We start from the raw sequence: 19,377 nt of genomic DNA, 5'->3' as shown, positions 1-19,377 counted from the left end.
GCCGGCAAGGCGGCCGAGCACGGTCTGGAACATGCGCTGGATCCGCCGGAGGGCGAGCATGTTCCAGCGCCCGCGCCGGACGCGGCCGCCAGCACGGTGAGCGAGCGCAACGACACCGGAAAGTCCGGCGAACCGGCGTTGCCGGGCATGGACGCCGGCAGCGGCCCGCTGCTGCGCGTGCGCAACGATGCCGGTGATCGCCGCTTGACCACCAACCAGGGCGTGCCGGTGGCGGACAACCAGAACAGCCTGAAGGCCGGTCTGCGTGGGCCCGCGCTGCTCAAGGATTTCATCCTGCGCGAGAAGATCACCCATTTCGACCACGAACGGATTCCCGAGCGTATCGTGCATGCGCGGGGGTCCGGCGCGCACGGCTATTTCGAAGCCTACGAGAGCCTGTCCGAACTCACCCGTGCCGCCCCGTTCGAAGCCGCCGGCAAGCGCACGCCGGTATTCGTGCGCTTCTCCACCGTGGCTGGCGAGCGGGGCTCCAAGGACACGGCTCGCGATGTGCGCGGTTTCGCGGTGAAGTTCTATACCGACGAGGGCAACTGGGACCTGGTGGGCAACAACATGCCGGTTTTCTTCATCCAGGACGCGATCAAGTTTCCGGATCTGGTGCACGCGGTGAAGCCCGAGCCGCATCATGCGATGCCACAGGCCGCATCCGCCCACGACACCTTCTGGGATTTCGTTTCGCTGATGCCCGAATCCACCCACATGTTGATGTGGCTGATGTCCGATCGCGCCATCCCGCGCAGTTTCCGGATGATGCAGGGCTTTGGCGTGCACACGTTCCGGCTGGTGAATGCGGACGGCGATTCGGTGTTCTGCAAGTTCCACTGGAATCCCGTGCTCGGCACCCATTCGCTGGTGTGGGACGAGGCGGTGAAGATCTCCGGCGCGGATCCCGATTTCCACCGGCGCGATCTCTGGGAGGCAATCGAGGCCGGCGATTATCCCGAATACGAACTGGGCCTGCAGATCTTCACCCCGGAGCAGGCCGAGGCCTTCAGCTTCGACGTGCTGGACGCGACCAAGATCGTGCCGGAGGAACTGGTGCCGTTGCGCGTCGTCGGGCGGCTGGTGCTAAACCGCAATCCGGACAACTTCTTCGCCGAGACCGAGCAGGTGGCGTTCTGCGCCGCGCATGTGATCCCCGGCATCGACTTCACCAACGATCCGTTGCTGGCCGGACGCATCCATTCCTACGTGGATACCCAGATCAGCCGGCTGGGCGGGCCCAACTTCCACGAGATTCCCATCAACGCGCCGCTGGCGCCGGTACACAACAACCAGCGTGACGGAATGCACCGGCAGGCCATCCATCGAGGGCGTGTCTCGTACGAGCCCAATTCGTTGGGCGGCGGTTGCCCGTTCCAGGCGGGTGCGGCCGGTTTCGTCTCGTTTTCCGAGCCGTCCGAAGGCGACGAGGTACGGGCAAAACCCGAGAAATTCGCCGAGCATTTCGCCCAGGCCACCCTGTTCTACGAGAGCCAGACCGCGTTCGAGAAACGCCACATCGCCGCCGGTTTCCGCTTCGAGTTGAGCAAGGTGACGGTGCCGGCCATCCGGCGCCGGGTCGTTTCGATGCTGCGCAATGTCTCCGAGACGCTGGCGGCTGAAGTCGCCGCCGGGCTGGGCATGGCACTGCCACCGGCGATGCCGCGCGCACTGGAACGACCGCCGGCGGCGGAAGTGACCCTGTCGCCTGCGCTGTCGCTGACCGCCAGGCCGGGAGACGGCGGCATCCGCAGCCGGCGGGTGGCGATCCTGGCCACGCGCGGCGTGCGCGCCAAGGATGTGCGTGCGCTGGTGGAAGCGCTGGGCGGTCGGGGCGCGGCCGTGCGCGTGCTGGGTCCACACGTCGGCGCGCTGGAAACCGAGGAGGGGGAAACGCTCGACGCGGACGCCTCGGTCGAGAACGAGCCCAGCGTGCTGTTCGACGCGCTGGTGCTGCCGGCCGGCGAGGAAGCAGTGGCGTTGTGGTCGGCCGACGGCCGGGTACTGGAATTCGTGCGGGATGCCTGGCGCCACGGCAAGGCGATCCTGGCGCTCGGCACGGCCAGCGAAGTGCTGTCGGTCGCCGGCATCGATATCGAATCCAACGCCGACGATGCCCTGGTGATGGCCGAGTTCGCCGGCGAGGAGGCGTTGTCCCGATTCGTCGGCGCGATTGCCGGACATCGCAACCCCGAGCGTGAGACGGATCCGCCCCGGGTCTGAGGCAATCTCCGTGACACAAGGAAAACGCGGGCCCGCGGCCCGCGTTTTCCTTCCTCGCAAGACGACGGAGGAATGACCTGGCGAGTGGTCGCCGCGGCCGCCTTCGGCGGCGATGTTGCGCTGCTTGTCCGGATCCATGCTGGCGAAGCCACGACGGTCCTGGCCCGAGTTCTTGTTGCGGTTCTGGGTTGGCATTGAAAGTCTCCTGTTTGCGGGCAGGGAAGTGCCCGAACGGATCGCCGCAATGCCCACGCCAGCTTTCAACCGGTCGGCATGACGCCTGGTGCACGCCGGGACGGGAAGGCGGAAAATTTTCCAACCCGAGCTCGCGCAGATTCGGCCGACGTGGCGGGTGCTGGTGGAGGCTTCACTTTATTTTTTTCCGGGGTGGGCTAAGCCAAGCCCATCCTCGCAGCAGGGAATCCGCCATGGGTACCGCACGCACGCAACCGCTCTGGACGCCGGTGGACACGGCTACCGCGGACTGGTTTCTCGAAGGCCCGGTCAGCGAAGCACAGGACGTCGTGATCGTCGGCGCGGGCATCGCCGGACTGAGCACGGCACTGTGCCTGTGCCGCGAAGGCAGGAGGGTGCTGGTCATCGATCGCGCCGGCCTTGGCGCGGGCGAAACCCTGCGCACCACCGCGCATCTGGCGTCCGCGCTGGACGATCGCTACTACCGTCTGGCCCGCCAACATGGCGAGGAGGGGGCGCGACTGGCGGCGGCCAGCCATGCGGCCGCCATCGACTGGATCGAGGAACTGGCCCTGGCCTCGGATCCGCCGTGCGGATTCCGCCGGCTGCCCGGCTATCTGTTCTCGCATGACGGGGATACCGACAACCTGCGCCGCGAGGCGGAGGCGGCACGGGCCGCGGGATTGTCGGCCGAACTGGTGGGCGAGGGCGAGGAGGCACCTGCCGCGCTGGGGCCGGTGCTGCGGTTCGATCAGCAGGCGCGGGTGGACATGGGCCTGTACCTGTTGGTGCTCGCCAAGGCCGTGCGTGATGCAGGCGGCGCGTTCCTGCGCGCCGAGGCCAGCGCGGTGGAAGGTGGTGCGCAGCCATGCGTGCGCCTGCGTGAAGGCGAAGTGCGCGCGAACGCGGTGGTGGTCGCCAGCAACGTGCCATTCCACGAGACCGGAGCGACCTATACCAAGCAGGCGCCCTACCGGACCTACGCCGTGGTCGCGGAGGCGCCGCCGGAGACCTTGCCCGACGCGTTGTATTGGGACGACGGCGATCCTTACCACTATGTGCGCCTGCAGATGCCGGGCGACGCGGCCGATCCGGTGCAGGTCATCGTGGGCGGCGAGGATCACAAGACCGGACAGGAGGATGACCCGACCGCCTATGTGCGCCTGCAGGAATGGGCGAAGGCGAGATTCCCGGGAATAGGACGATTCACCCATGCATGGTCGGGCCAGGTGCTCGAGCCGGCGGACAGTCTGGCCTTCATCGGCCGGGATCCCGACAACGAGAATGTTTACCTGGTGACCGGTGACTCCGGCAACGGCATCACCCACGGTACCCTGGCCGGGTTGTTGATCACGGATCTGATCCAGGGGCGCGACAATCCATGGACCGGACTCTACGACCCGGCTCGCAAGCCGGTGCGTGGCGGCGGCGAGTGGCTGCGCGAGAACGCCAATGCAGCACTGCAATACCGCGACTGGATCCGGCCGGGCGAGGTGGCCGACGCCGACGCGATCGCGCGTGGCACCGGCGCGGTGCTGCGCCGCGGCCTGCATCGGGTAGCGTTGTATCGCGGCGCGGATGGACACCTGCATGCCTTCAATGCGCGCTGCCCGCACCTGGGTTGCGTGGTGCGCTGGAGCAGCGAGGAAAAATCCTGGGACTGTCCCTGCCATGGTTCGCGCTTCGATGCGGCCAGCGGCGCCATTCTCAATGGCCCCACGAGCGAACCGTTGTCGCCCTTCCCATGGGAAAAGGCTTCCTGAGCCATGCTCGCCGCCGAATGGGCCTATGCGGGCTATATCCTCTGGCTGTGCGCCGGCCTGGCCGACTTCACCCTGCACTGGCGCGAGGACCTGGCCCATACTTCCGGCTGGGCCGAATCGCGCCTGCACCTGGTGCAACTGGGGCTCATCGGCACCGGCGTGCTGCTGTGGCTGTATCTGCAACCGTCATGGACGGTGCTGCTGGTGTTGGCGGTGCTGGTGACGGTGCATGCGGCGGTAGGCTATCGGGATACCCAGGTCGCCTATCCGCTGCGCCGGATCGGGCCATTGGAGCAGCATGTCCACAGCGTGCTGGACATGGCGCCCTGGTTCGGCCTGATCGCGCTGGCAGCGGCGACCGGAACAAGCCAGGATACGTGGGGCTGGCGGGTCGCGCTGCGCGACCCGATGCCCTCCAACGCGAAGCAGGCGTGGGTGTTGCTGCCCGCGGTGCTGCTGGTGATGTTGCCGGCATTGGCAGAATCGCGGGCCGCCTGGCGCGCGCGCGATGCCTAGCGGCGCGTGTCCCTCCGCCGGTCGGCGAGGTACAGCCCGAGCGCGAAGGTGGCGTAGGTCATCAGCATCCCCGGACGAGCGATGCGGTGTTCGAAGCCCGGGCTCAGCCGCGGAGGCACCACATGGTAGTCCACGACGTAGGCGAGGGCGGCGATCACGGAGGCCTTCGCCAGCGGCCGGCCCGGATGCCGGTGTCGCCAGCCTTCGTACATCAGCGCCCAGAACACCGAACTGGCATGATGCACGCCGTAGCCGATGGCCGTATGCCGCCACGACCAGCCGCGCGCGCGGCGCGCGGAACGATCCCAGACCCACTGGCTGGCGGCATTGGTACCGGCGGGCGTGGCGCCGTCGATGCGCCGGCTCCATCCCATCACCATCAACGTGGAAATGATGCTCGCGACCGAACCCGATACCCATGCACGCCGGAACACGCGCGGCCAGGAGAACGGCTGATGCGCGTGCTCGTTGCCGGCGGCGCTGGACTGCTGGGGGCGGCGCTGGTGCGGCGACTGGCGGCGGCGGGGCATACGGTGATCCTGGCGGGGCGCGCGCACGGCGGCGCGGATGGCGACAGCGCGACGCTGGCACTGGACTACACCGCGCCGCCCGCGCACGCGGCGCTGGTCGAGCGATTGCGCGGCGTGGACACGGTGGTCAACGCGGTGGGCATCTTCCGCGAGAAAGGGAAACAGAGCTTCGATGCAGTGCACGTGAAAGGCCCGCTGGCGCTGTTCCATGCCGCGGTGGAGGCGGGGGTGCCGCGAATCGTGCAGATCTCCGCCCTCGGCGCGGATCCCGGCGCAAACGAGGAATTCCTGGCGTCCAAGGGGCGCGCCGATGCGCAGGCGCTCGCGTTGCCGGTATCGGTGAGGGTGGTGCGGCCTTCATTGGTGTTCGCGCCCGAAGGCGCCAGCACGCGCCAGTTCGCGCGATGGGCGGATTTGCCGCTTACGCCCCTGCCGGGCGACGGACGCCAACGCATCCAGCCGATCCATATCGACGACATCGCGGCGTTGCTGGAATGCCTGGCCGTCGACAACGAAGCGCCGGCGATGACCGCCGCGGTCGGGCCGCGTCCGCTCGAACTGCGGGAGTATCTGGACATGTTCCGGCGGGCATTCGCGCGCCGGTCCGCATTCCTGTCCGTACCGTTGCCGCTGCTGCGCCGCATGCTGTCTTGGGCGGGACGCATGCGGGGCGGACTGGCCAGCGCCGACGCGCTGGCGATGCTGGAACGTGGCAACACCGCCGACCCTTCAGCGTTGCGCGTGTTCCTGCGGCGGCCACTGCGCGATCCCGCCACCTTTTTCGACCGCAGGGCGGCGCACGGACTGGCGATGCACGTCCGCCACTTGCGCTATCTGGTGCTGATGCGCTGGGCACTGGCGGCGATGTGGCTGGGCACGGCCTGGGTCTCGCTGTTCGCCTATCCGCGCGCGGCCAGCCATGCGCTGCTGGCGCGGCTGGGCCTGCACGGTGACTGGGCAGACCTCGCGCTGTGGAGCGGCGCGCTACTGGATGCCGTGCTGGGCCTGGCACTACTGGTCCTGCGCCGGCGCCGCGGCATCTACCGTGCGCAACTGGCGCTGGTGCTCGCCTATACCCTGTTGATCAGCATCGGCCTACCGGAATTCTGGTGGCACCCGTTCGGCCCGCTGCTCAAGAACATTCCGTTGCTGGCGATGATTCTCGTCCTGCACGCATTGGACCGGCCCGATGGATCTGATCCTCGTTAAATACCTGCATATCCTGTCGTCCACGCTGCTGTTCGGCACCGGCATCGGCACGGCGTTCTATCTGTTCTTCACCAGCCGCACCCGCGACGCCAGGCTGGTGGCGGCAGTCGCGCGCCTGGTGGTGATCGCCGACTGGATCTTCACCGCCACCACCATCGTATTCCAGCCCGCCAGCGGGCTGTACCTGGCCCATCGAATGGGCGTTCCGCTGGCGACGCCATGGTTGTTCTGGTCGCTGGTGCTGTTCGTGATCGCCGCGGCCTGCTGGCTACCGGTGGTGTGGCTGCAGATGCGGTTGCGCGACATCGCCAAGGCGGCGGCGGAGCAGGGCACCGAATTGCCGCCGCGTTATGCGGCGCACCTTGGCGCGTGGACCGCGCTGGGGGTGCCAGCACTGCTGTCGTTCCTGGCGATCTTCTACCTGATGGTGGCCAAGCAGGTGCCGTGGCTCGACGGTTGAGCCCGCCTGGAGATTTGCATCCGCTTCACCCGGGCATGGCTCCACGCTAACGGCGCGCGCGCTAGCGTCGATGGCGGTTCCCTCCCTGGAGTCCGTCATGACCGCGACACGTGGCAACCGCGAGCGCCATCATCCACCGGCAGGTCCGGATCGCTCCGACGATCATGCCCGCGTCCTGCGCGCGGGAAAAAAGGGCAGTTCACCCCGCAAGCAGCCGCAGGAGCGTGAAACGCCCACACGCGACAAGGGACGTGATGACCACCGCAGCGGCAGTGACAGCAACCGCCATTGAGCCTACTGGACAGGGATGAGCCATGGATGCCCTGCTGCTCTCGCGCATCCAGTTCGCCTTCGTCATCAGCTTCCATATCCTGTTCCCGGCCTTCACGGTCGGCCTGTCCAGCTGGCTGGGTTTCCTGGAATGGCGCTGGCTGAGCAGTCGCCAGACGGTATGGCGCGACCTTTATTTCTTCTGGCTGAAGATCTTCGCGGTGTCCTTCGGCATGGGCGTGGTGAGCGGCATCGTGATGAGTTTCCAGTTGGGGACCAACTGGGCGGGTCTGAGCCTGCGTGCCGGTGGCATCCTCGGGCCGTTGCTGGGTTACGAGGTGCTCACCGCGTTCTTCCTGGAGGCCAGTTTCCTCGGGGTCATGCTGTTCGGTTGGGGACGGGTGCCCGAGAAGATCCATTTCCTGTCCACGCTGCTGGTCGCGCTGGGCACGTTGTTTTCCACGTTCTGGATACTTTCGGCGAACAGCTGGCTGCACACGCCGGCGGGGTTCAGGCTTGACGACGGCATCTTCCGGCCGATCGACTGGTGGGCGCTGGTGTTCAATCCCTCGTTCCCGTTCCGGCTGGCGCACATGAGCCTGGCCGCGTTCATCACCACGTGCTTCGTCATCGGCGGGGTCGGGGCGTGGTACCTGCGCCGGGAGCTTCATGCGGCCGCCGGTCTGCGGATGCTGCGGCTGGCCATCGCCTTCGCCTGCATCGCGGTTCCGCTGCAGGTGGTGGTGGGTGATCTGCACGGACTCAATACGCTCAAGTACCAGCCCATCAAGATCGCGGCGATGGAAGGGCATTGGCAGGCCGAGCCGGGCAAGGGCCAGCCGCTGGTGCTGTTCGCGTGGCCGGATGAAGCGGCCGAGCGCAACCGGATGGAACTCGCCATACCACGCGCCGGCAGCCTGGTGCTGACGCATAGCTGGGATGGGCAGACGCCGGGCCTGAAGGACGTGGGCGCGGACGAGCGGCCGCCGGTGGTGCCGGTGTTCTTCGCGTTCCGCCTGATGGTCGGCATCGGCGTACTGATGCTGTTGCTGGCGCTGGCGTCGCTCATCGCGTGGCACCGGGGCCGTCTGGCGCAAGCGCACGGCCTGCAGCGCGCATGGATTCTCATGCTGCCTTCGGGTTTCGTGGCGATGCTGGCGGGCTGGCACGTCACGGAACTCGGGCGCCAGCCTTACGTCATCTACGGCTGGCTGCGCACCGCCGAAGCGGTCAGTCCGATCAGTGCGGCCAGCGTGGCGCTGTCGCTGGGTATCTACGCGGTGGCGTATGCCATCGTGTTCGGTTTCGGCCTGACCTATCTGGTCAAGATGATCCGGCGCGGACCGGTGCCTTTCGAACCGCCGCCGCAGACCGAAGGCGGCGAGCACACGCCGGCGCGTCCCTTGTCGGCGGCCGACGAATCGCTGGAGGAAAGGTGAACATGGAAACGATCCTGCCGGTCATCTGGTTCGGCATCATCGGTTTCGCGGTGCTGATGTATGTGCTGCTGGACGGCTTCGTGCTCGGCCTGGGCATCCTGGCGCCGTTCGCCGAGGACGAGACGCAACTGGACCTGATGATGAACACCGCCGCGCCGATCTGGGACGGCAACGAGACCTGGCTGGTACTGGGCGGCGCGAGCCTGCTGGCGGCATTCCCGGCCGCGTACGCCCTGCTGCTGTCGTCACTGTACCTGCCGGTGCTGCTGATGCTGATTGCCCTGGTCTTCCGCGGCGTGGCTTTCGAATTCCGCTTCAAGGCCCGGCGCTCGCGGCGGGTGTGGGGCGCGGCGTTCCTGCTGGGATCGCTGGGCGCCGCGTTCTGGCAGGGCGTGATCCTCGGCGCGCTGGTGGAAGGCCGCGCCGCCGATCCCACGGCCGGGCCGGCCGCGTGGTTCAGTCCCTTCTCCATGCTTACCGGCGCTGCGCTGATTGCGGGTTACGCGTTGCTGGGCAGCACCTGGCTGGTGATGAAGACGGAGGGCGAGGTCCAGCAGATGGCGCGTCTGCTGACCCGGCCTCTGGCCGCGCTGGTGGTGGCGTTCATGGGACTGGTCAGTGCCTGGCTGCCGTTCCTGGACTCGCGGGTGATGGCGCGCTGGTTCGAACAGGACAACTTCTGGTGGTTGTCGCCGGTGCCCGCACTGGCGCTGCTCAATGCGGCCTGGCTGTGGCGCAGCGCGTTCGCGCACGGCCGTGATGCCCGCCCGTTCGTGTTGACCCTGAGCTTCTTCGGGCTCGGTTTCGCCGGCCTGGTGATCGGCCTCTGGCCCTATCTGGCGCCGCCCCGGCTGACCCTGTGGGAAGCGGCGTCGGGCGCGGCTTCACAGGGTTTCCTGCTGGTGGGCGTGGTGCTGTTGTTGCCGGTGATCCTGGGTTACACGGCATGGTCGTATCGCGTATTCCGCGGCAAGGTCCGCGCGGGGCAGGGCTATCACTGAAGAAACGCCATGGTCCGCACTCTCTGCTCACGCCATCCACCCTGGCGTTTCCCAAGGCGCCGGATAGAAATGCCGGCGATGTCGACCAACGGAGGTTGCCATGAAACCGCAAGACGCACGACGCGAGCTGTCGGGCAGTCCGCGCCACGAAGATCCCACCGACCCGCGCGATTTCCATGCCTGGTCGCAGACCCAGGGCCACAACCCCGGCGGGTATTCACAGATCCGTGGCGGGCGTGAACGCTCCGATCTCAGGGGTTACGCCAATTCTTCCGAGCACGAGGAGCGCGCATGGCCGGGTGACGCACGGGCATCCGCGCGGCAACAGCGGGAGCAGGGACGATACGCCCCCTACCGCTCGATGGGTGGCATGGATTGGGACGATGCGGAACTGGAACCCTATCCGGGCGGATACCACTATGAAGACCGGCGCGCCGGGTTGCCGGAACCGCGCAGCTATCGTGGTCGCGGGCCACGCGGCTACAAGCGTTCGGACGAGCGCATAGGCGAGGACATCCACGAACGCCTGACCGACGATCCAATGCTCGACGCAGGCGCCATCACGGTGGAGGTCAACGAAGGCCAGGTGACCCTGAGCGGCCAGGTCGAACAGCGCTGGCTCAAGCACCACGCCGAAGATCTCGTGGACGCATGCAGCGGCGTACGCGGAATCCGCAACGATCTGCGGGTCGCCAGTCCGACCGGAAGCGACGCGATGTCATAGTCGTTCCGGATGATTGCCGCCGGACCTGCATGTGATGGCGGCTGGCTCCCTGCTCAGGTCCCGGTCTGGCGATGCGGCGCGGCCAGGGGCTTGGACTCGGGCGACTTGTCCTGGCGCAGGAAGATCGACAGCACGACGATTGAAAGCACGGCCAGGAATTCGCTCTGCCAGTTCTGGAACGACTCGAACCAGAACTGCGCGCCACCCAAGTGCTCCGCCAGCGAAATGAGTGGCTTGCCCGCCATCCCGCGTTCGTCGTTCTCGTGCTGCCAGCTGCCGCATGCGTGCAGAACGAACGAAAGGACGAACAACACGAGGAACGCGATGGAAAGCGAATGCGCGTACATCCACCGCCACACACCGCCTGCAAGGACCGGCGCAGGCGTGGGGCCGGGATCGACCCGCTCTTCTTCCTCGGCCGGGTCGATGGGGCGTGATTCGGCCGAACCGCGCTGGCGCAGCCAGACGGTGAGCAGGACGTACATTCCCATCTGCAGGAATTCGCTTTCCCAGTTTTCGAAGGTCGCCGAAAGAAAATGGCCGCTGGTCAGGTAAATCGCCAGGGTCTCCGGCGGCAGGTGACCACCCAGCCGGTCTTCATTCCACGCCGCGTAGCCGGCCATGATCTGGCCGAACAGGAACATTGCGAACAGCGCGACCAGCACCAGCGAGAGGCCGTTGCGCTTCCAGAAAGAAGGTGATGGTGGAGCGTTCATGGCGTCCTTGTGTGGAATGGAACAGGCATCCGGCGTTTCGCCGGAAACAGCATGAAGTTCGATCCCGCAGTGGCAAGAACGCGTGAAAGCGGCTGGGCCGATCATGCTGGACCCGCGCGCTTCCAAAACAGCGCGCGTCGCAATGGATTCCAGCCGTCCGTGGGGTCAGGCCGGCACGCGTCCCGGCGCGTCCGTAGCGTGGTCCGCTTGGCATCCTCCGCGGCGCAAAGCGGTGGAAGGGAGTGGATTCGGAGCTTCGCTGCTCCATGGCGTCGGGTTCGGCAGGCTGAGCGAACAGATGGCGGAAGAGGCGCGCACGGGCATATCGGCGCTTCGAAACGAAAGCTACGAGGTCGGCAAGGTGCGGGGCCCCTTTTGGCTGCGCCCGCGATGGCGACCGATGACGGAGTATGGATTTACGAGCCGGGGTCCGCCGTCCGCGGCCTGGGCACTGACGGGCTGCGGGCATCGCTCCGCGCCCTGCTGGAACGTGCGCCTGATCGAGCGCGCGTGACGTCCGGCGACACCGTCCCCGGCGTGCCGGGGACGGTGTCGCATCCGTCATGGAGCGGCTGAGTTGTGCCCGGCTGGCGCCGGATCGGTGTTCCGGCAGGACGTGGCGGCTGCGCAGGACAGCAGCGCGAAGAGTACGAGCAATGCGGTCTTGATCTTCATGGCTTGCCTCGGATGAGTGCCCGATCGGCACTGATCGCAGGGTTCCGCAACCACGGTGGAGAGAACGTTCGCGGACTCGACCGCGGCAATGCCGTGTCCGCTGCATATCCGGACGAGGTCCAGAGCGGGCAACTGGAATGCCTGGTTGCGAACCATTTCCTGCCAATACCCGAAAACCGGCGGGTACCCATGGTTCATCCCGGCCATCCTCCTTCACCACGCGAACATGCGGAAGCGTCCACAGTCCCGCTCCAACCGGACCGGACAAACAGGATTTGGCCATGAACAACAAACTTTCCGCATTTACCCGCCTGGCCAAGCAGGCCTCCACCTTCACCGGTCGCCCCGCATGTTTCGGACTGGCGCTGGCAGTGGTCATCGCCTGGGCGGTCAGTGGCCCCTTGTTCGGATTCAGCGATACCTGGCAACTGGTGATCAACACCGGCACCACCATCATCACCTTCCTGATGGTGTTCCTGATCCAGAACACCCAGAACCGCGACACCCAGGCGATGCAGATCAAGCTGGATGAACTCATCCACGTGACCTCGCGCGCGAACAACGAGCTACTGGATCTGGAAGAACTGGAAGAATCCGAACTGGAACGCCTGCGCGCGCACTACGAAGCGATGGCGCAGAAGGCGAAGGACGCGCGCCAGCGCCGGCGGGAACACGGCCGGACGCAGGCCGATCATTAGGCCGCTTCTGGACGGAAAAGAAAAAGCCCGCCGAAGCGGGCCTTTTCCTGTGAATGGTGGAGGTGGGCGGAATTGAACCGCCGTCCGAAGGCACTCCATCCCCGGTACTACATGCTTATCCCGCCGTTAAGTCTCGTCCTGTGGCAGCACGGTGGGCAAAGCGCACCCCAGGACCAGCCTGTTAGAGGTTGACCGGGAGCTGACAGGCAGCGGCCCCCGGCGATTCCGTGATAATGACCCTACGCTGCGAGCACGGACACAAGCAGTTTCGGGGCTTACGCCTTAAGCGGCGAGAGCGTAGTTGTCGTCGTTGGCAACTAGAGTTTTGCCGCTGGATTAACGAGGAAAGCTGCCCCCTCGGCATGCACCAGGCAACTTCGCAACCCCCGTCGAAGCCAGTGCACCCCCGGGAGCCAGAATGTTTCCTGACCGCGACAGTGTAGGGGCGGGGTGGGGTGGTTACAAGCTCGTGACGGCGCGGCGGTCAACCAGCGGTTAGCGGGGTGAGGGGCGTCGTGCCGCCTCCGTAGGAGCGACGTAAGTCGCGACCGGGATTCCGGGCCGACATGTCCTGACCGGGGCACGATCCGTTCATGAGGTTTGTGGCAGGGGATTCTGTTCGCACGGTCGCGACTTACGTCGCTCCTACGGCAGGAAAAGGGTAATCAGGCGTCGCGGTTGTGCTGGCGCATCACGCGCGATTTTTCGCGGGCCCAGTCGCGTTCCTTGCTGGCGGCGCGCTTGTCGTGGGTCTGCTTGCCCTTGGCCAGGGCGATTTCGGCCTTGACCTTGTTGCCCTTCCAGTAGAGCGAAGTGGGCACCAGGGTGTAGCCGTCGCGCTCGACCTTGCCGATCAGGCGGTCGATTTCGCGCCGGTGCAGCAGCATCTTGCGGGTGCGGCGGTCGTCGGCGACCACGTGGGTGGAGGCCTGGATCAGCGGGGTGATCTGCGAACCGAACAGGAAAATCTCGCCATGGCGGATGGTCGCGTAGGCCTCGGTGATGTTGGCCCGGCCGGCGCGGATGGCCTTGAGCTCCCAGCCCTGCAACGCCAGTCCCGCCTCGAGGCGTTCCTCCAGGTGGTACTCGTGGCGGGCGCGCTTGTTCAACGCGATCGTGCCAGTTGCTTTATTCTTGTCCGGTTTCTTGCCCATCCGTTTATTGTCGCCGAAGGCGGAACCACAAGCGAGTCAAATGCAAACCATCCGCCGCAGCGCCCTGGTCGAACACGCCGCCAGCCGCATGTTCGACCTGGTCAACGATATCCCCGCCTATCCCCGCCGCTTCGACTGGTGCCGCGGCGCCGAAATCATCGAGACCGGCGAGCAGCGGCTGGTGGCCCGGCTGGACCTGGGGCTGGGTTCGCTGAGCACCTGGTTCACCACCGAGAACACCCTGGACCGTCCGCACCGCATCGACATGAAGCTGGTCGACGGGCCGTTCCGCAAGCTGCACGGGCAGTGGGAATTCCACGCGCTGGACGAAAGCGCCTGCAAGGTCAGCCTGACCCTGGAATTCGAACCCTCCAGCCGCCTGCTGCTGCCGGCGCTGACCCTGGGTTTCCAGGGACTGGCCGACCGCATGGTGGACGATTTCGTGCGCGTGGCCGACCGCGGCGAGTGAGATGAAGGTCGAGGTCATCCGCGCCTGGCCGCACCGTTTCGACACGGTAACGGTGGAATTGCCGGATGGCGCGCAGCTGGCCGACGCGGTGCGGCTGGCCGGATTCGCCGGCGACCCGGACATCACCGGCTATGCCATCCACGGCGTGGTGGCGCGGGCCGAGACAGCCCTGCGCGAGGGGGATCGGGTGGAACTGCTGAGGCCCCTGACGGTGGACCCCAAGGAAGCGCGGCGACGCCGCGCCCGCAAGGACTAGCGCCGGACCGGCTCAGCGGCCGCCGCGGCCGCCCTTCTTCTTGTCCTTGGCCAGGTTGGGACCGAACTTGCGCACGTCCGAAGCCAGCTGCAGGTCGTTTTCGGGGAAGTATTCGCCTTCCCAGCTGGCCAGCGAGTCGCCCTGGAAGTGCAGGGTCAGCGTCTTGACCTCGGTGGTGCCGCGGCGGTTGGTGCGCTCGCTGGCCGCGTAGTCCCAGCGCTGGGAGTGGAAGGGATCGGCGATGGACGGGCTGCCGATCAGCGCCTGCACCTGCTGCTTGCTCTGGCCCACCTGCAATTGATCCACCGCGGCCTTGTCCAGCAGGTTGCCCTGGTAGATCGGCTGCTTGTAGAGGATGCCGCAGCCGGCAGTCAGGGAGGCGAGGGCGGCGACCAGCAGGAGTTTGCGCATGGGACGGCTACAGGTGGAAAACATGCCGATGATACACTTCCGGCGACCGCCGCAACCCAGCTTCAGGCAGCCGGCGCTAAACCGGTTATGAACGGAGACGCCGATATGGAATCCCAAGAACTTCGCAAGGTTGGCCTCAAGGTCACCCACCCGCGGATGCGCATCCTGGAACTGCTGGAGCAGAAAACCTCGCAGCACCACCTGAGCGCCGAAGACATCTACCGCCAGTTGCTGGAACACGGCGACGAGATTGGCCTGGCCACGGTGTACCGCGTGCTGACCCAGTTCGAGGCCGCCGGCCTGGTGCTGAAGCACAACTTCGAGGGCGGCCAGGCCGTCTACGAACTGGACCGCGGTGGCCACCACGACCACATGGTGGACGTGGACACCGGCAAGATCATCGAATTCGAAAGCCCGGAAATCGAGAAGCTGCAGCGCGAAATCGCCGCCAAGCACGGTTACCTGCTGGAAGAACACTCGCTGGTCCTGTACGTGCGCAAGAAGCGCTGAACCCCGCAACGCCCTGAAGCCGCAGTGGGTGCGGCCTCCCGGCGGCGAGCCCTTCCCGCCCTTCCACGGGTGTCCCGACCGAAACCGGGACGCCCGAAAAGGGCGTGCGAACGGATTCCTCAGCCCGCGACGTCGGCCAGCAACCGCTTGGCCGCGGCGTGGGCTTCCTTGCTGACCTCGACGCCGCCCAGCATGCGCGCCAGCTCTTCCTCGCGCTGGCGGGCGGTCAGTACTTCGACCGCGCTCTGGGTCATGCCGTCGACCGGGGCCTTGCTGACCCGGTAGTGGGCGTGGCCCTGCGCGGCGACCTGCGGCAGGTGGGTCACGCACAGCACCTGCCGCTGGGCGCCGAGCGCGCGCAGTTTCTTGCCGACGATGTCGGCGACCGCGCCGCCGATACCGGAGTCCACTTCGTCGAACACCATGGTCGGCACCGCGTCCACGCCCAGCGCTGCGACCTCGATCGCCAGCGAGATGCGCGAGAGTTCGCCGCCGGAAGCGACCTTGCGCAGCGGGCGGGGCGGCTGGCCGGCATTGGCGGCGACCAGGAACTCGACCCGCTCGGCACCGGCCGGGTCGGGACGGTCGCCTTCGTTGGGTTCCAACGCGATTTCGAAGCGGCCGCCGCCCATGCCGAGTTCGGCAATCAGCGCGGTGGTGGTCTTGCCGAGTTCGCGGGCGGCGCGCTGGCGGCTGCGGGTGAGCCGGGCGGCGGCCGATTTCCAGCTTTCGCGGGCGGCCTCGATGTCCTTGTTGAGGCTGAGCAGGCGTTCGCCGGCGCCGCGCAGGCTGTCCAGTTCGGTGGCGATGGCGTCGCGCACGCGCGCCAGATCGTCCGGCGTGGTGCGGTGCTTGCGGGCCAGATCGTGGATGCGGCCGAGTCGGCGCTCCAGTTCCTCGAACTGTTCCGGATCCGCGTCGAGATCGTCGCGGACCTGGCCGAGCAGGCCGAGCGCCTCGTCAATCTGGATGTGCGCGCTTTCCAGCATGCCGTCGATTTCGGCCAGGCGCGGCTCGTGCTGCACCAGTCGCGCCAGTTCGCCGCGGGTCTGCTGCAATTGCCGGGACAGGGAAGGCGATTCGTCGTCGCCCAGCCGCGCCAGCGCCGCCTCGCAGGCCTGGATGAGGCCGGCGGCGTGGGCCTGGCGGCGATGTCCGGCGAGCAGGTTCTCGATGCTGGCCGGGGCCAGGTCCTCGCGCGCCAGTTCGCCGAGTTGGTGCTCCAGGTAGTTGATGCGGTCGGACACGTCGCCCTGGCGGGACAGATGCTCGCGTTCCCGCAGCAGTTCGGACCAGCGGTCGGCGGCGGCCGCCACCGCCTGCCGTTCGGTCGCGTTGCGGGCATGGCCGTCCAGCAGGTCGCGCTGGCTGGCCTTGTCCATCAACGCCTGGTGTTCGTGCTGCCCATGGATTTCCACCAGCCGCCCGGCCAGGTCGGACAACTGTCCGAGGGTCACGCTGCGGCCGTTGATCCAGGCGCGCGAACCGCCGTCGGCGCGGATCACCCGGCGCAACTGGCAGGCCAGTTCGTCGTCCAGTTCCTGTTCGCGCAGCCATGCCAGCGCCGGCGCATTGGCCTCGATGGCGAATTCGGCCGACAGTTCGGCGCGCTCGGCGCCGTGGCGGACCACGCCGCTGTCGGCGCGCAGGCCGGACAGGAAACCCAGGGCATCCACCAGCAGCGACTTGCCGGCGCCGGTTTCTCCGGAAATGACGGTCATGCCGGGGCCGAATTCCAGTTCGGTGGCGCGGACGACGGCGAAATCCTTGATCGCGAGGTGTCTGAGCATGTTCGTATTGTAAGGGCCAGCCATGACACGCATGGCACGCGGCGCCAGCATCGGGGCGCGCCGTCGCAGGAACCGCGACGGACTACGCGGGCAGCTTCAGTACCATCGCCGCCAGCGCCATCCAGGCCGGCAGCAGGCTGGCGAGGCCGATGCGGTTCCAGCGGCGCAGCAGCGGCTGGCAATCCTCCCAGCGGGTATCGGCGCGCGCGGCCAGCACCTGCAGGCGGTGCTGCAGCGGCGCCAGCGCGGCGAACACCAGTCCGGACAGCACGAACAGGCCGATGCCCAGACCGAGCCAGCCGGTGCGCAGCAGTGGCCAACCGCCCAACCAGGCGGCCAGGCCGCCGCTGGCGATGATCACCAGCACCGCCGGCACCGTGAACACCCGATCGCTGCGGATGACCCCGGCCATCGCCTCGGCCAGGTGCGGCGGGGAACGGTGACGGGCGGCGTGGCGCACCCAGAACACGCCGGTGGTGACGTTGCCCAGGAACAGCACCACGGCGACGATGTGCAGCAACTTGAACAGCAGATAGGCCATGGCGGCGGGATCGGTCCGTGCGGGAAGGCCATTGACGCGCACCGGCCGGCCGTCGCCAAGGGGCCGGAAGTCACTTCAATGCTTGCGGTCGCCGGGCGATGCGGCTATCTATTCGCCGATGATGTCCGCATCCGCCGACGCTCCGCTGGATCCCCGTGCCCGCCAATTGCTGCGGGCGCTGATCTCCCGTTACATCCGCGACGGCGAGCCGGTCGGTTCGCAGACCCTGGCGCGCTCGGCCGGGCTGGACGTGAGCCCGGCCACCATCCGCAACATCCTGGCGGAGCTGGAGGAAGTGGGCCTGCTGAGCTCGCCGCATACCTCGGCCGGACGGATTCCCACCGCCCAGGGCTACCGCGTGTTCGTGGACAGCCTGGTCCAGGTGAAGTCGCTGGGCGAGGGCGAGATCACCCGCCTGCGCGCCGAACTGCCCGCCGGGGCGGGCACCCAGGCGCTGCTGGGCAATGCCTCGGAACTGCTGTCGGCGATGACCCATTTCGTCGGGGTGGTGAGCGCGCCCCGGCGCGAGCAGTTCGCCTTCCGCTACATCGACTTCGTGCCGCTGGACGGGCGCCGGGTGATGGCAATCCTGGTGTTTGCCGACAACGACGTGCAGAACCGGGTCATCGAGCCGCGCCGGGTCTACGACCGTTCGGAGCTGGAGCGGATCGCCAACTACCTGAACACCCATTTCGCCGGCCGCCCGCTGGCCGACATCCGCGCGACCCTGTTGCGCGAGTTGCGTGACGCCCGCAGCGAGATGGAAGGGCTGCTGGCGCAGGCGGTGGATCTGGCCGAGCAGGCGCTGGCGCCGCCCGGCGACGACGTGGTGCTGGCCGGCCAGACCCGGCTGATGAGCGTGCAGGACCTGTCGGACCTGGAACGCCTGCGCGACCTGTTCGAGACCTTCGCCCGCAAGCGCGAGATCCTGCAGTTGCTGGAGCGCACCCTGCGCGCGCCGGGGGTGCGGATCTTCATCGGCGAGGACACCGGCCTGGCCCGCCACGACAGCGTTTCGGTGGTCACCGCCCCGTACATGGCCGGTGGGCAGGTGCTGGGGGTGCTGGGGGTGATCGGCCCGACCCGGATGGCCTACGACCGGGTGATCCCGGTGGTCCAGGCGGCGGCCGATGCGCTGGGGGCAGCCTTGAATCCCGACAGCCCGTCCCAATAAGTGGCCTGTCATGCGGCAGGAACCGCCGCGACGGGACCCGAGATGAGCCAAAACGAACACGATTCCGAACTGGGCCAGACGCCCGAACCCCAAGAAGCCGACAACCCCCTGATCGCCGAGTTGGAAACCCTCCGCAACGAAGTGGACCAACTGCGGGCCGCCTCGCTGCTGGAGCGGGCCGACCTGGAGAACCAGCGCAAGCGGGTGGCGCGCGACATCGAGATGGCGCGCAAGTTCGCCAACGAACGCCTGTTGGGCGACCTGCTGCCGGTCTTCGACAGCCTGGACGCCGGGCTGGCCGCGGCCGGCGGCGAGGCCAATCCGCTGCGCGAGGGGCTGGAGCTGACCTACCGGCAGTTGTTGAAAGTCGCCGGCGACAACGGCCTGACCGTGCTCGACCCGGTCGGCGCGCCGTTCAATCCCGAACACCACCAGGCCATCAGCCAGGCCGACGCTCCCGGCGCCGCACCCGGCAGCGTGGTGCAGGTGTTCCAGAAGGGCTACCTGCTCAACGACCGCCTGCTGCGCCCCGCGCTGGTGGTGGTGGCCAGGCAGGACTGAATGCCCGGGCCGCCGGCGCTTGAACCGCGCCGGCCGGACCCCACATCCAGACCATCCCCGGCGCAGCGCCGGACCAAGACAGACACTTT

Annotated in this window: 21 protein-coding genes, 1 other RNA gene and 1 pseudogene; 15 read left to right on the top strand and 8 right to left on the bottom strand. The window is 67.3% G+C overall.

The features are described 5' to 3' along the window. Positions 1-147: 147 nt before the first annotated feature. Positions 148-2,226, top strand: coding sequence for a catalase (locus IQ458_RS19825; RefSeq protein ID WP_203321828.1), 2,079 nt, complete (start codon positions 148-150; stop codon positions 2,224-2,226). Between the two features lie 93 nt (positions 2,227-2,319). On the opposite strand, the pseudogene IQ458_RS19740 reads toward IQ458_RS19825, so the two are convergent. Beyond that, positions 2,320-2,421: pseudogene (locus IQ458_RS19740) on the bottom strand (KGG domain-containing protein); the annotation flags it as partial. Between the two features lie 233 nt (positions 2,422-2,654). Here IQ458_RS19740 and IQ458_RS01935 point away from each other — a divergent pair. Together IQ458_RS01935 and IQ458_RS01930 are read left to right on the top strand one after the other, a co-directional pair. Further along, positions 2,655-4,184, top strand: a complete 1,530-nt coding sequence (locus tag IQ458_RS01935) for an FAD-dependent oxidoreductase (RefSeq protein ID WP_203321736.1) — start codon at positions 2,655-2,657, stop codon at positions 4,182-4,184. 3 nt (positions 4,185-4,187) lie between these two features. Further along, positions 4,188-4,700 (top strand): hypothetical protein, encoded by a 513-nt coding sequence (locus IQ458_RS01930; RefSeq protein WP_203321735.1) that lies wholly within the window; start codon positions 4,188-4,190, stop codon positions 4,698-4,700. On the opposite strand, the gene IQ458_RS01925 is transcribed toward IQ458_RS01930, so the two are convergent. Further along, the gene (locus tag IQ458_RS01925; RefSeq protein WP_203321734.1) at positions 4,697-5,230 is read right to left on the bottom strand and encodes a hypothetical protein; all 534 of its coding nucleotides are present in this window, start codon (positions 5,228-5,230) and stop codon (positions 4,697-4,699) included. The two genes, IQ458_RS01930 and IQ458_RS01925, sit on opposite strands and share 4 nt — an antisense overlap. On the opposite strand from IQ458_RS01925, the gene IQ458_RS01920 reads away from it, so the two are divergent. The 6 genes from IQ458_RS01920 to IQ458_RS01895 all read left to right on the top strand — a co-directional run bounded on the left by IQ458_RS01920 (position 5,156) and on the right by IQ458_RS01895 (position 10,333). Next, positions 5,156-6,439, top strand: a complete 1,284-nt coding sequence (locus tag IQ458_RS01920; RefSeq protein WP_203321733.1) for an SDR family oxidoreductase — start codon at positions 5,156-5,158, stop codon at positions 6,437-6,439. The genes IQ458_RS01925 and IQ458_RS01920 overlap by 75 nt on opposite strands. Beyond that, positions 6,420-6,899 (top strand): DUF2269 family protein, encoded by a 480-nt coding sequence (locus IQ458_RS01915; RefSeq protein ID WP_203321732.1) that lies wholly within the window; start codon positions 6,420-6,422, stop codon positions 6,897-6,899. Before IQ458_RS01920 ends, IQ458_RS01915 begins: the two co-directional genes overlap by 20 nt. A gap of 97 nt (positions 6,900-6,996) precedes the next feature. Continuing rightward, positions 6,997-7,191, top strand: a complete 195-nt coding sequence (locus tag IQ458_RS01910; RefSeq protein ID WP_192197781.1) for a hypothetical protein — start codon at positions 6,997-6,999, stop codon at positions 7,189-7,191. A 22-nt stretch (positions 7,192-7,213) separates the two neighbouring features. Next, positions 7,214-8,608, top strand: coding sequence for a cytochrome ubiquinol oxidase subunit I (locus IQ458_RS01905; RefSeq protein WP_203321731.1), 1,395 nt, complete (start codon positions 7,214-7,216; stop codon positions 8,606-8,608). Between the two features lie 2 nt (positions 8,609-8,610). Next, positions 8,611-9,609 carry a cytochrome d ubiquinol oxidase subunit II gene (gene cydB / locus IQ458_RS01900; RefSeq protein WP_203321730.1) on the top strand — a complete coding sequence of 333 codons (999 nt, stop codon included), beginning with the start codon at positions 8,611-8,613 and terminating at the stop codon, positions 9,607-9,609. A gap of 100 nt (positions 9,610-9,709) precedes the next feature. Beyond that, the gene (locus tag IQ458_RS01895; RefSeq protein ID WP_203321729.1) at positions 9,710-10,333 is read left to right on the top strand and encodes a BON domain-containing protein; all 624 of its coding nucleotides are present in this window, start codon (positions 9,710-9,712) and stop codon (positions 10,331-10,333) included. Between the two features lie 53 nt (positions 10,334-10,386). Here the strand turns inward: IQ458_RS01895 and IQ458_RS01890 are convergent, their stop codons facing one another. Next, entirely contained in the window at positions 10,387-11,049 is a 663-nt protein-coding gene (locus IQ458_RS01890; RefSeq protein ID WP_203321827.1) for a DUF6766 family protein, read from the bottom strand. 956 nt (positions 11,050-12,005) lie between these two features. On the opposite strand from IQ458_RS01890, the gene IQ458_RS01885 reads away from it, so the two are divergent. Next, positions 12,006-12,422: a low affinity iron permease family protein gene (locus tag IQ458_RS01885; RefSeq protein WP_192197785.1), complete on the top strand. Its 417-nt coding sequence runs from the start codon at positions 12,006-12,008 to the stop codon at positions 12,420-12,422. A gap of 54 nt (positions 12,423-12,476) precedes the next feature. Here the strand turns inward: IQ458_RS01885 and ssrA are convergent. Then, positions 12,477-12,830, bottom strand: a transfer-messenger RNA (tmRNA) gene (gene ssrA / locus IQ458_RS01880). Positions 12,831-13,087: 257 nt separating this feature from the next. Continuing rightward, the gene (gene smpB, locus IQ458_RS01875) at positions 13,088-13,576 is read right to left on the bottom strand and encodes an SsrA-binding protein SmpB (protein WP_141453002.1); all 489 of its coding nucleotides are present in this window, start codon (positions 13,574-13,576) and stop codon (positions 13,088-13,090) included. A 40-nt stretch (positions 13,577-13,616) separates the two neighbouring features. Here smpB and IQ458_RS01870 point away from each other — a divergent pair, with 40 nt between their 5' ends. Together IQ458_RS01870 and IQ458_RS01865 are read left to right on the top strand one after the other, a co-directional pair. Continuing rightward, positions 13,617-14,045: a type II toxin-antitoxin system RatA family toxin gene (locus IQ458_RS01870; RefSeq protein WP_141453001.1), complete on the top strand. Its 429-nt coding sequence runs from the start codon at positions 13,617-13,619 to the stop codon at positions 14,043-14,045. 1 nt (position 14,046) lies between these two features. Beyond that, positions 14,047-14,301: an RnfH family protein gene (locus IQ458_RS01865; RefSeq protein WP_183641605.1), complete on the top strand. Its 255-nt coding sequence runs from the start codon at positions 14,047-14,049 to the stop codon at positions 14,299-14,301. A 12-nt stretch (positions 14,302-14,313) separates the two neighbouring features. On the opposite strand, the gene IQ458_RS01860 is transcribed toward IQ458_RS01865, so the two are convergent. After that, the gene (locus tag IQ458_RS01860; protein ID WP_203321728.1) at positions 14,314-14,712 is read right to left on the bottom strand and encodes an outer membrane protein assembly factor BamE; all 399 of its coding nucleotides are present in this window, start codon (positions 14,710-14,712) and stop codon (positions 14,314-14,316) included. Between the two features lie 105 nt (positions 14,713-14,817). On the opposite strand from IQ458_RS01860, the gene fur reads away from it, so the two are divergent. Then, positions 14,818-15,222, top strand: a complete 405-nt coding sequence (gene fur / locus IQ458_RS01855; protein ID WP_181444074.1) for a ferric iron uptake transcriptional regulator — start codon at positions 14,818-14,820, stop codon at positions 15,220-15,222. Between the two features lie 119 nt (positions 15,223-15,341). Here the strand turns inward: fur and recN are convergent, their stop codons facing one another. Beyond that, positions 15,342-17,012: a DNA repair protein RecN gene (gene recN, locus IQ458_RS01850; protein WP_192197786.1), complete on the bottom strand. Its 1,671-nt coding sequence runs from the start codon at positions 17,010-17,012 to the stop codon at positions 15,342-15,344. Positions 17,013-17,094: 82 nt separating this feature from the next. Continuing rightward, on the bottom strand, positions 17,095-17,553 hold the full coding sequence (locus IQ458_RS01845; RefSeq protein WP_203321727.1) for a DUF2269 family protein: 459 nt from the start codon (positions 17,551-17,553) through the stop codon (positions 17,095-17,097). Between the two features lie 121 nt (positions 17,554-17,674). Here IQ458_RS01845 and hrcA point away from each other — a divergent pair, with 121 nt between their 5' ends. Beyond that, positions 17,675-18,727, top strand: a complete 1,053-nt coding sequence (hrcA, locus tag IQ458_RS01840; protein WP_183641599.1) for a heat-inducible transcriptional repressor HrcA — start codon at positions 17,675-17,677, stop codon at positions 18,725-18,727. Between the two features lie 42 nt (positions 18,728-18,769). After that, a complete protein-coding gene (grpE, locus tag IQ458_RS01835; RefSeq protein ID WP_183641597.1) occupies positions 18,770-19,288 on the top strand; it encodes a nucleotide exchange factor GrpE in 519 nt (172 codons plus the stop codon). The last annotated feature ends 89 nt before the right edge of the window (positions 19,289-19,377 follow it).

The organism is Pseudoxanthomonas beigongshangi, assembly GCF_016820515.1.
In the GTDB taxonomy this organism is placed as follows: domain Bacteria; phylum Pseudomonadota; class Gammaproteobacteria; order Xanthomonadales; family Xanthomonadaceae; genus Pseudoxanthomonas_A; species Pseudoxanthomonas_A beigongshangi.
Note: the sequence above shows the minus strand (reverse complement) of the source record. Positions and strands in the feature narration are given on the sequence as shown.

What these genes read in the sequence shown, in the direction of transcription:
- recN (WP_192197786.1), bottom strand. Translation starts at nt 17,012, where the DNA reads ATGCTCAGACACCTCGCGATCAAGGATTTCGCCGTCGTCCGCGCCACC.
- IQ458_RS01860 (WP_203321728.1), bottom strand. Translation starts at nt 14,712, where the DNA reads ATGCGCAAACTCCTGCTGGTCGCCGCCCTCGCCTCCCTGACTGCCGGC.
- IQ458_RS01845 (WP_203321727.1), bottom strand. Translation starts at nt 17,553, where the DNA reads ATGGCCTATCTGCTGTTCAAGTTGCTGCACATCGTCGCCGTGGTGCTG.
- IQ458_RS01910 (WP_192197781.1), top strand. Translation starts at nt 6,997, where the DNA reads ATGACCGCGACACGTGGCAACCGCGAGCGCCATCATCCACCGGCAGGT.
- IQ458_RS01895 (WP_203321729.1), top strand. Translation starts at nt 9,710, where the DNA reads ATGAAACCGCAAGACGCACGACGCGAGCTGTCGGGCAGTCCGCGCCAC.
- fur (WP_181444074.1), top strand. Translation starts at nt 14,818, where the DNA reads ATGGAATCCCAAGAACTTCGCAAGGTTGGCCTCAAGGTCACCCACCCG.
- IQ458_RS01935 (WP_203321736.1), top strand. Translation starts at nt 2,655, where the DNA reads ATGGGTACCGCACGCACGCAACCGCTCTGGACGCCGGTGGACACGGCT.
- IQ458_RS01930 (WP_203321735.1), top strand. Translation starts at nt 4,188, where the DNA reads ATGCTCGCCGCCGAATGGGCCTATGCGGGCTATATCCTCTGGCTGTGC.
- IQ458_RS01925 (WP_203321734.1), bottom strand. Translation starts at nt 5,230, where the DNA reads ATGCCCCGCCGCCGCCAGTCGCCGCACCAGCGCCGCCCCCAGCAGTCC.
- IQ458_RS01885 (WP_192197785.1), top strand. Translation starts at nt 12,006, where the DNA reads ATGAACAACAAACTTTCCGCATTTACCCGCCTGGCCAAGCAGGCCTCC.
- hrcA (WP_183641599.1), top strand. Translation starts at nt 17,675, where the DNA reads ATGTCCGCATCCGCCGACGCTCCGCTGGATCCCCGTGCCCGCCAATTG.
- IQ458_RS01915 (WP_203321732.1), top strand. Translation starts at nt 6,420, where the DNA reads ATGGATCTGATCCTCGTTAAATACCTGCATATCCTGTCGTCCACGCTG.
- IQ458_RS01890 (WP_203321827.1), bottom strand. Translation starts at nt 11,049, where the DNA reads ATGAACGCTCCACCATCACCTTCTTTCTGGAAGCGCAACGGCCTCTCG.
- IQ458_RS01870 (WP_141453001.1), top strand. Translation starts at nt 13,617, where the DNA reads ATGCAAACCATCCGCCGCAGCGCCCTGGTCGAACACGCCGCCAGCCGC.
- IQ458_RS01865 (WP_183641605.1), top strand. Translation starts at nt 14,047, where the DNA reads ATGAAGGTCGAGGTCATCCGCGCCTGGCCGCACCGTTTCGACACGGTA.
- IQ458_RS01905 (WP_203321731.1), top strand. Translation starts at nt 7,214, where the DNA reads ATGGATGCCCTGCTGCTCTCGCGCATCCAGTTCGCCTTCGTCATCAGC.
- IQ458_RS01920 (WP_203321733.1), top strand. Translation starts at nt 5,156, where the DNA reads ATGCGCGTGCTCGTTGCCGGCGGCGCTGGACTGCTGGGGGCGGCGCTG.
- smpB (WP_141453002.1), bottom strand. Translation starts at nt 13,576, where the DNA reads ATGGGCAAGAAACCGGACAAGAATAAAGCAACTGGCACGATCGCGTTG.
- IQ458_RS19825 (WP_203321828.1), top strand. Translation starts at nt 148, where the DNA reads ATGGACGCCGGCAGCGGCCCGCTGCTGCGCGTGCGCAACGATGCCGGT.
- cydB (WP_203321730.1), top strand. Translation starts at nt 8,611, where the DNA reads ATGGAAACGATCCTGCCGGTCATCTGGTTCGGCATCATCGGTTTCGCG.
- grpE (WP_183641597.1), top strand. Translation starts at nt 18,770, where the DNA reads ATGAGCCAAAACGAACACGATTCCGAACTGGGCCAGACGCCCGAACCC.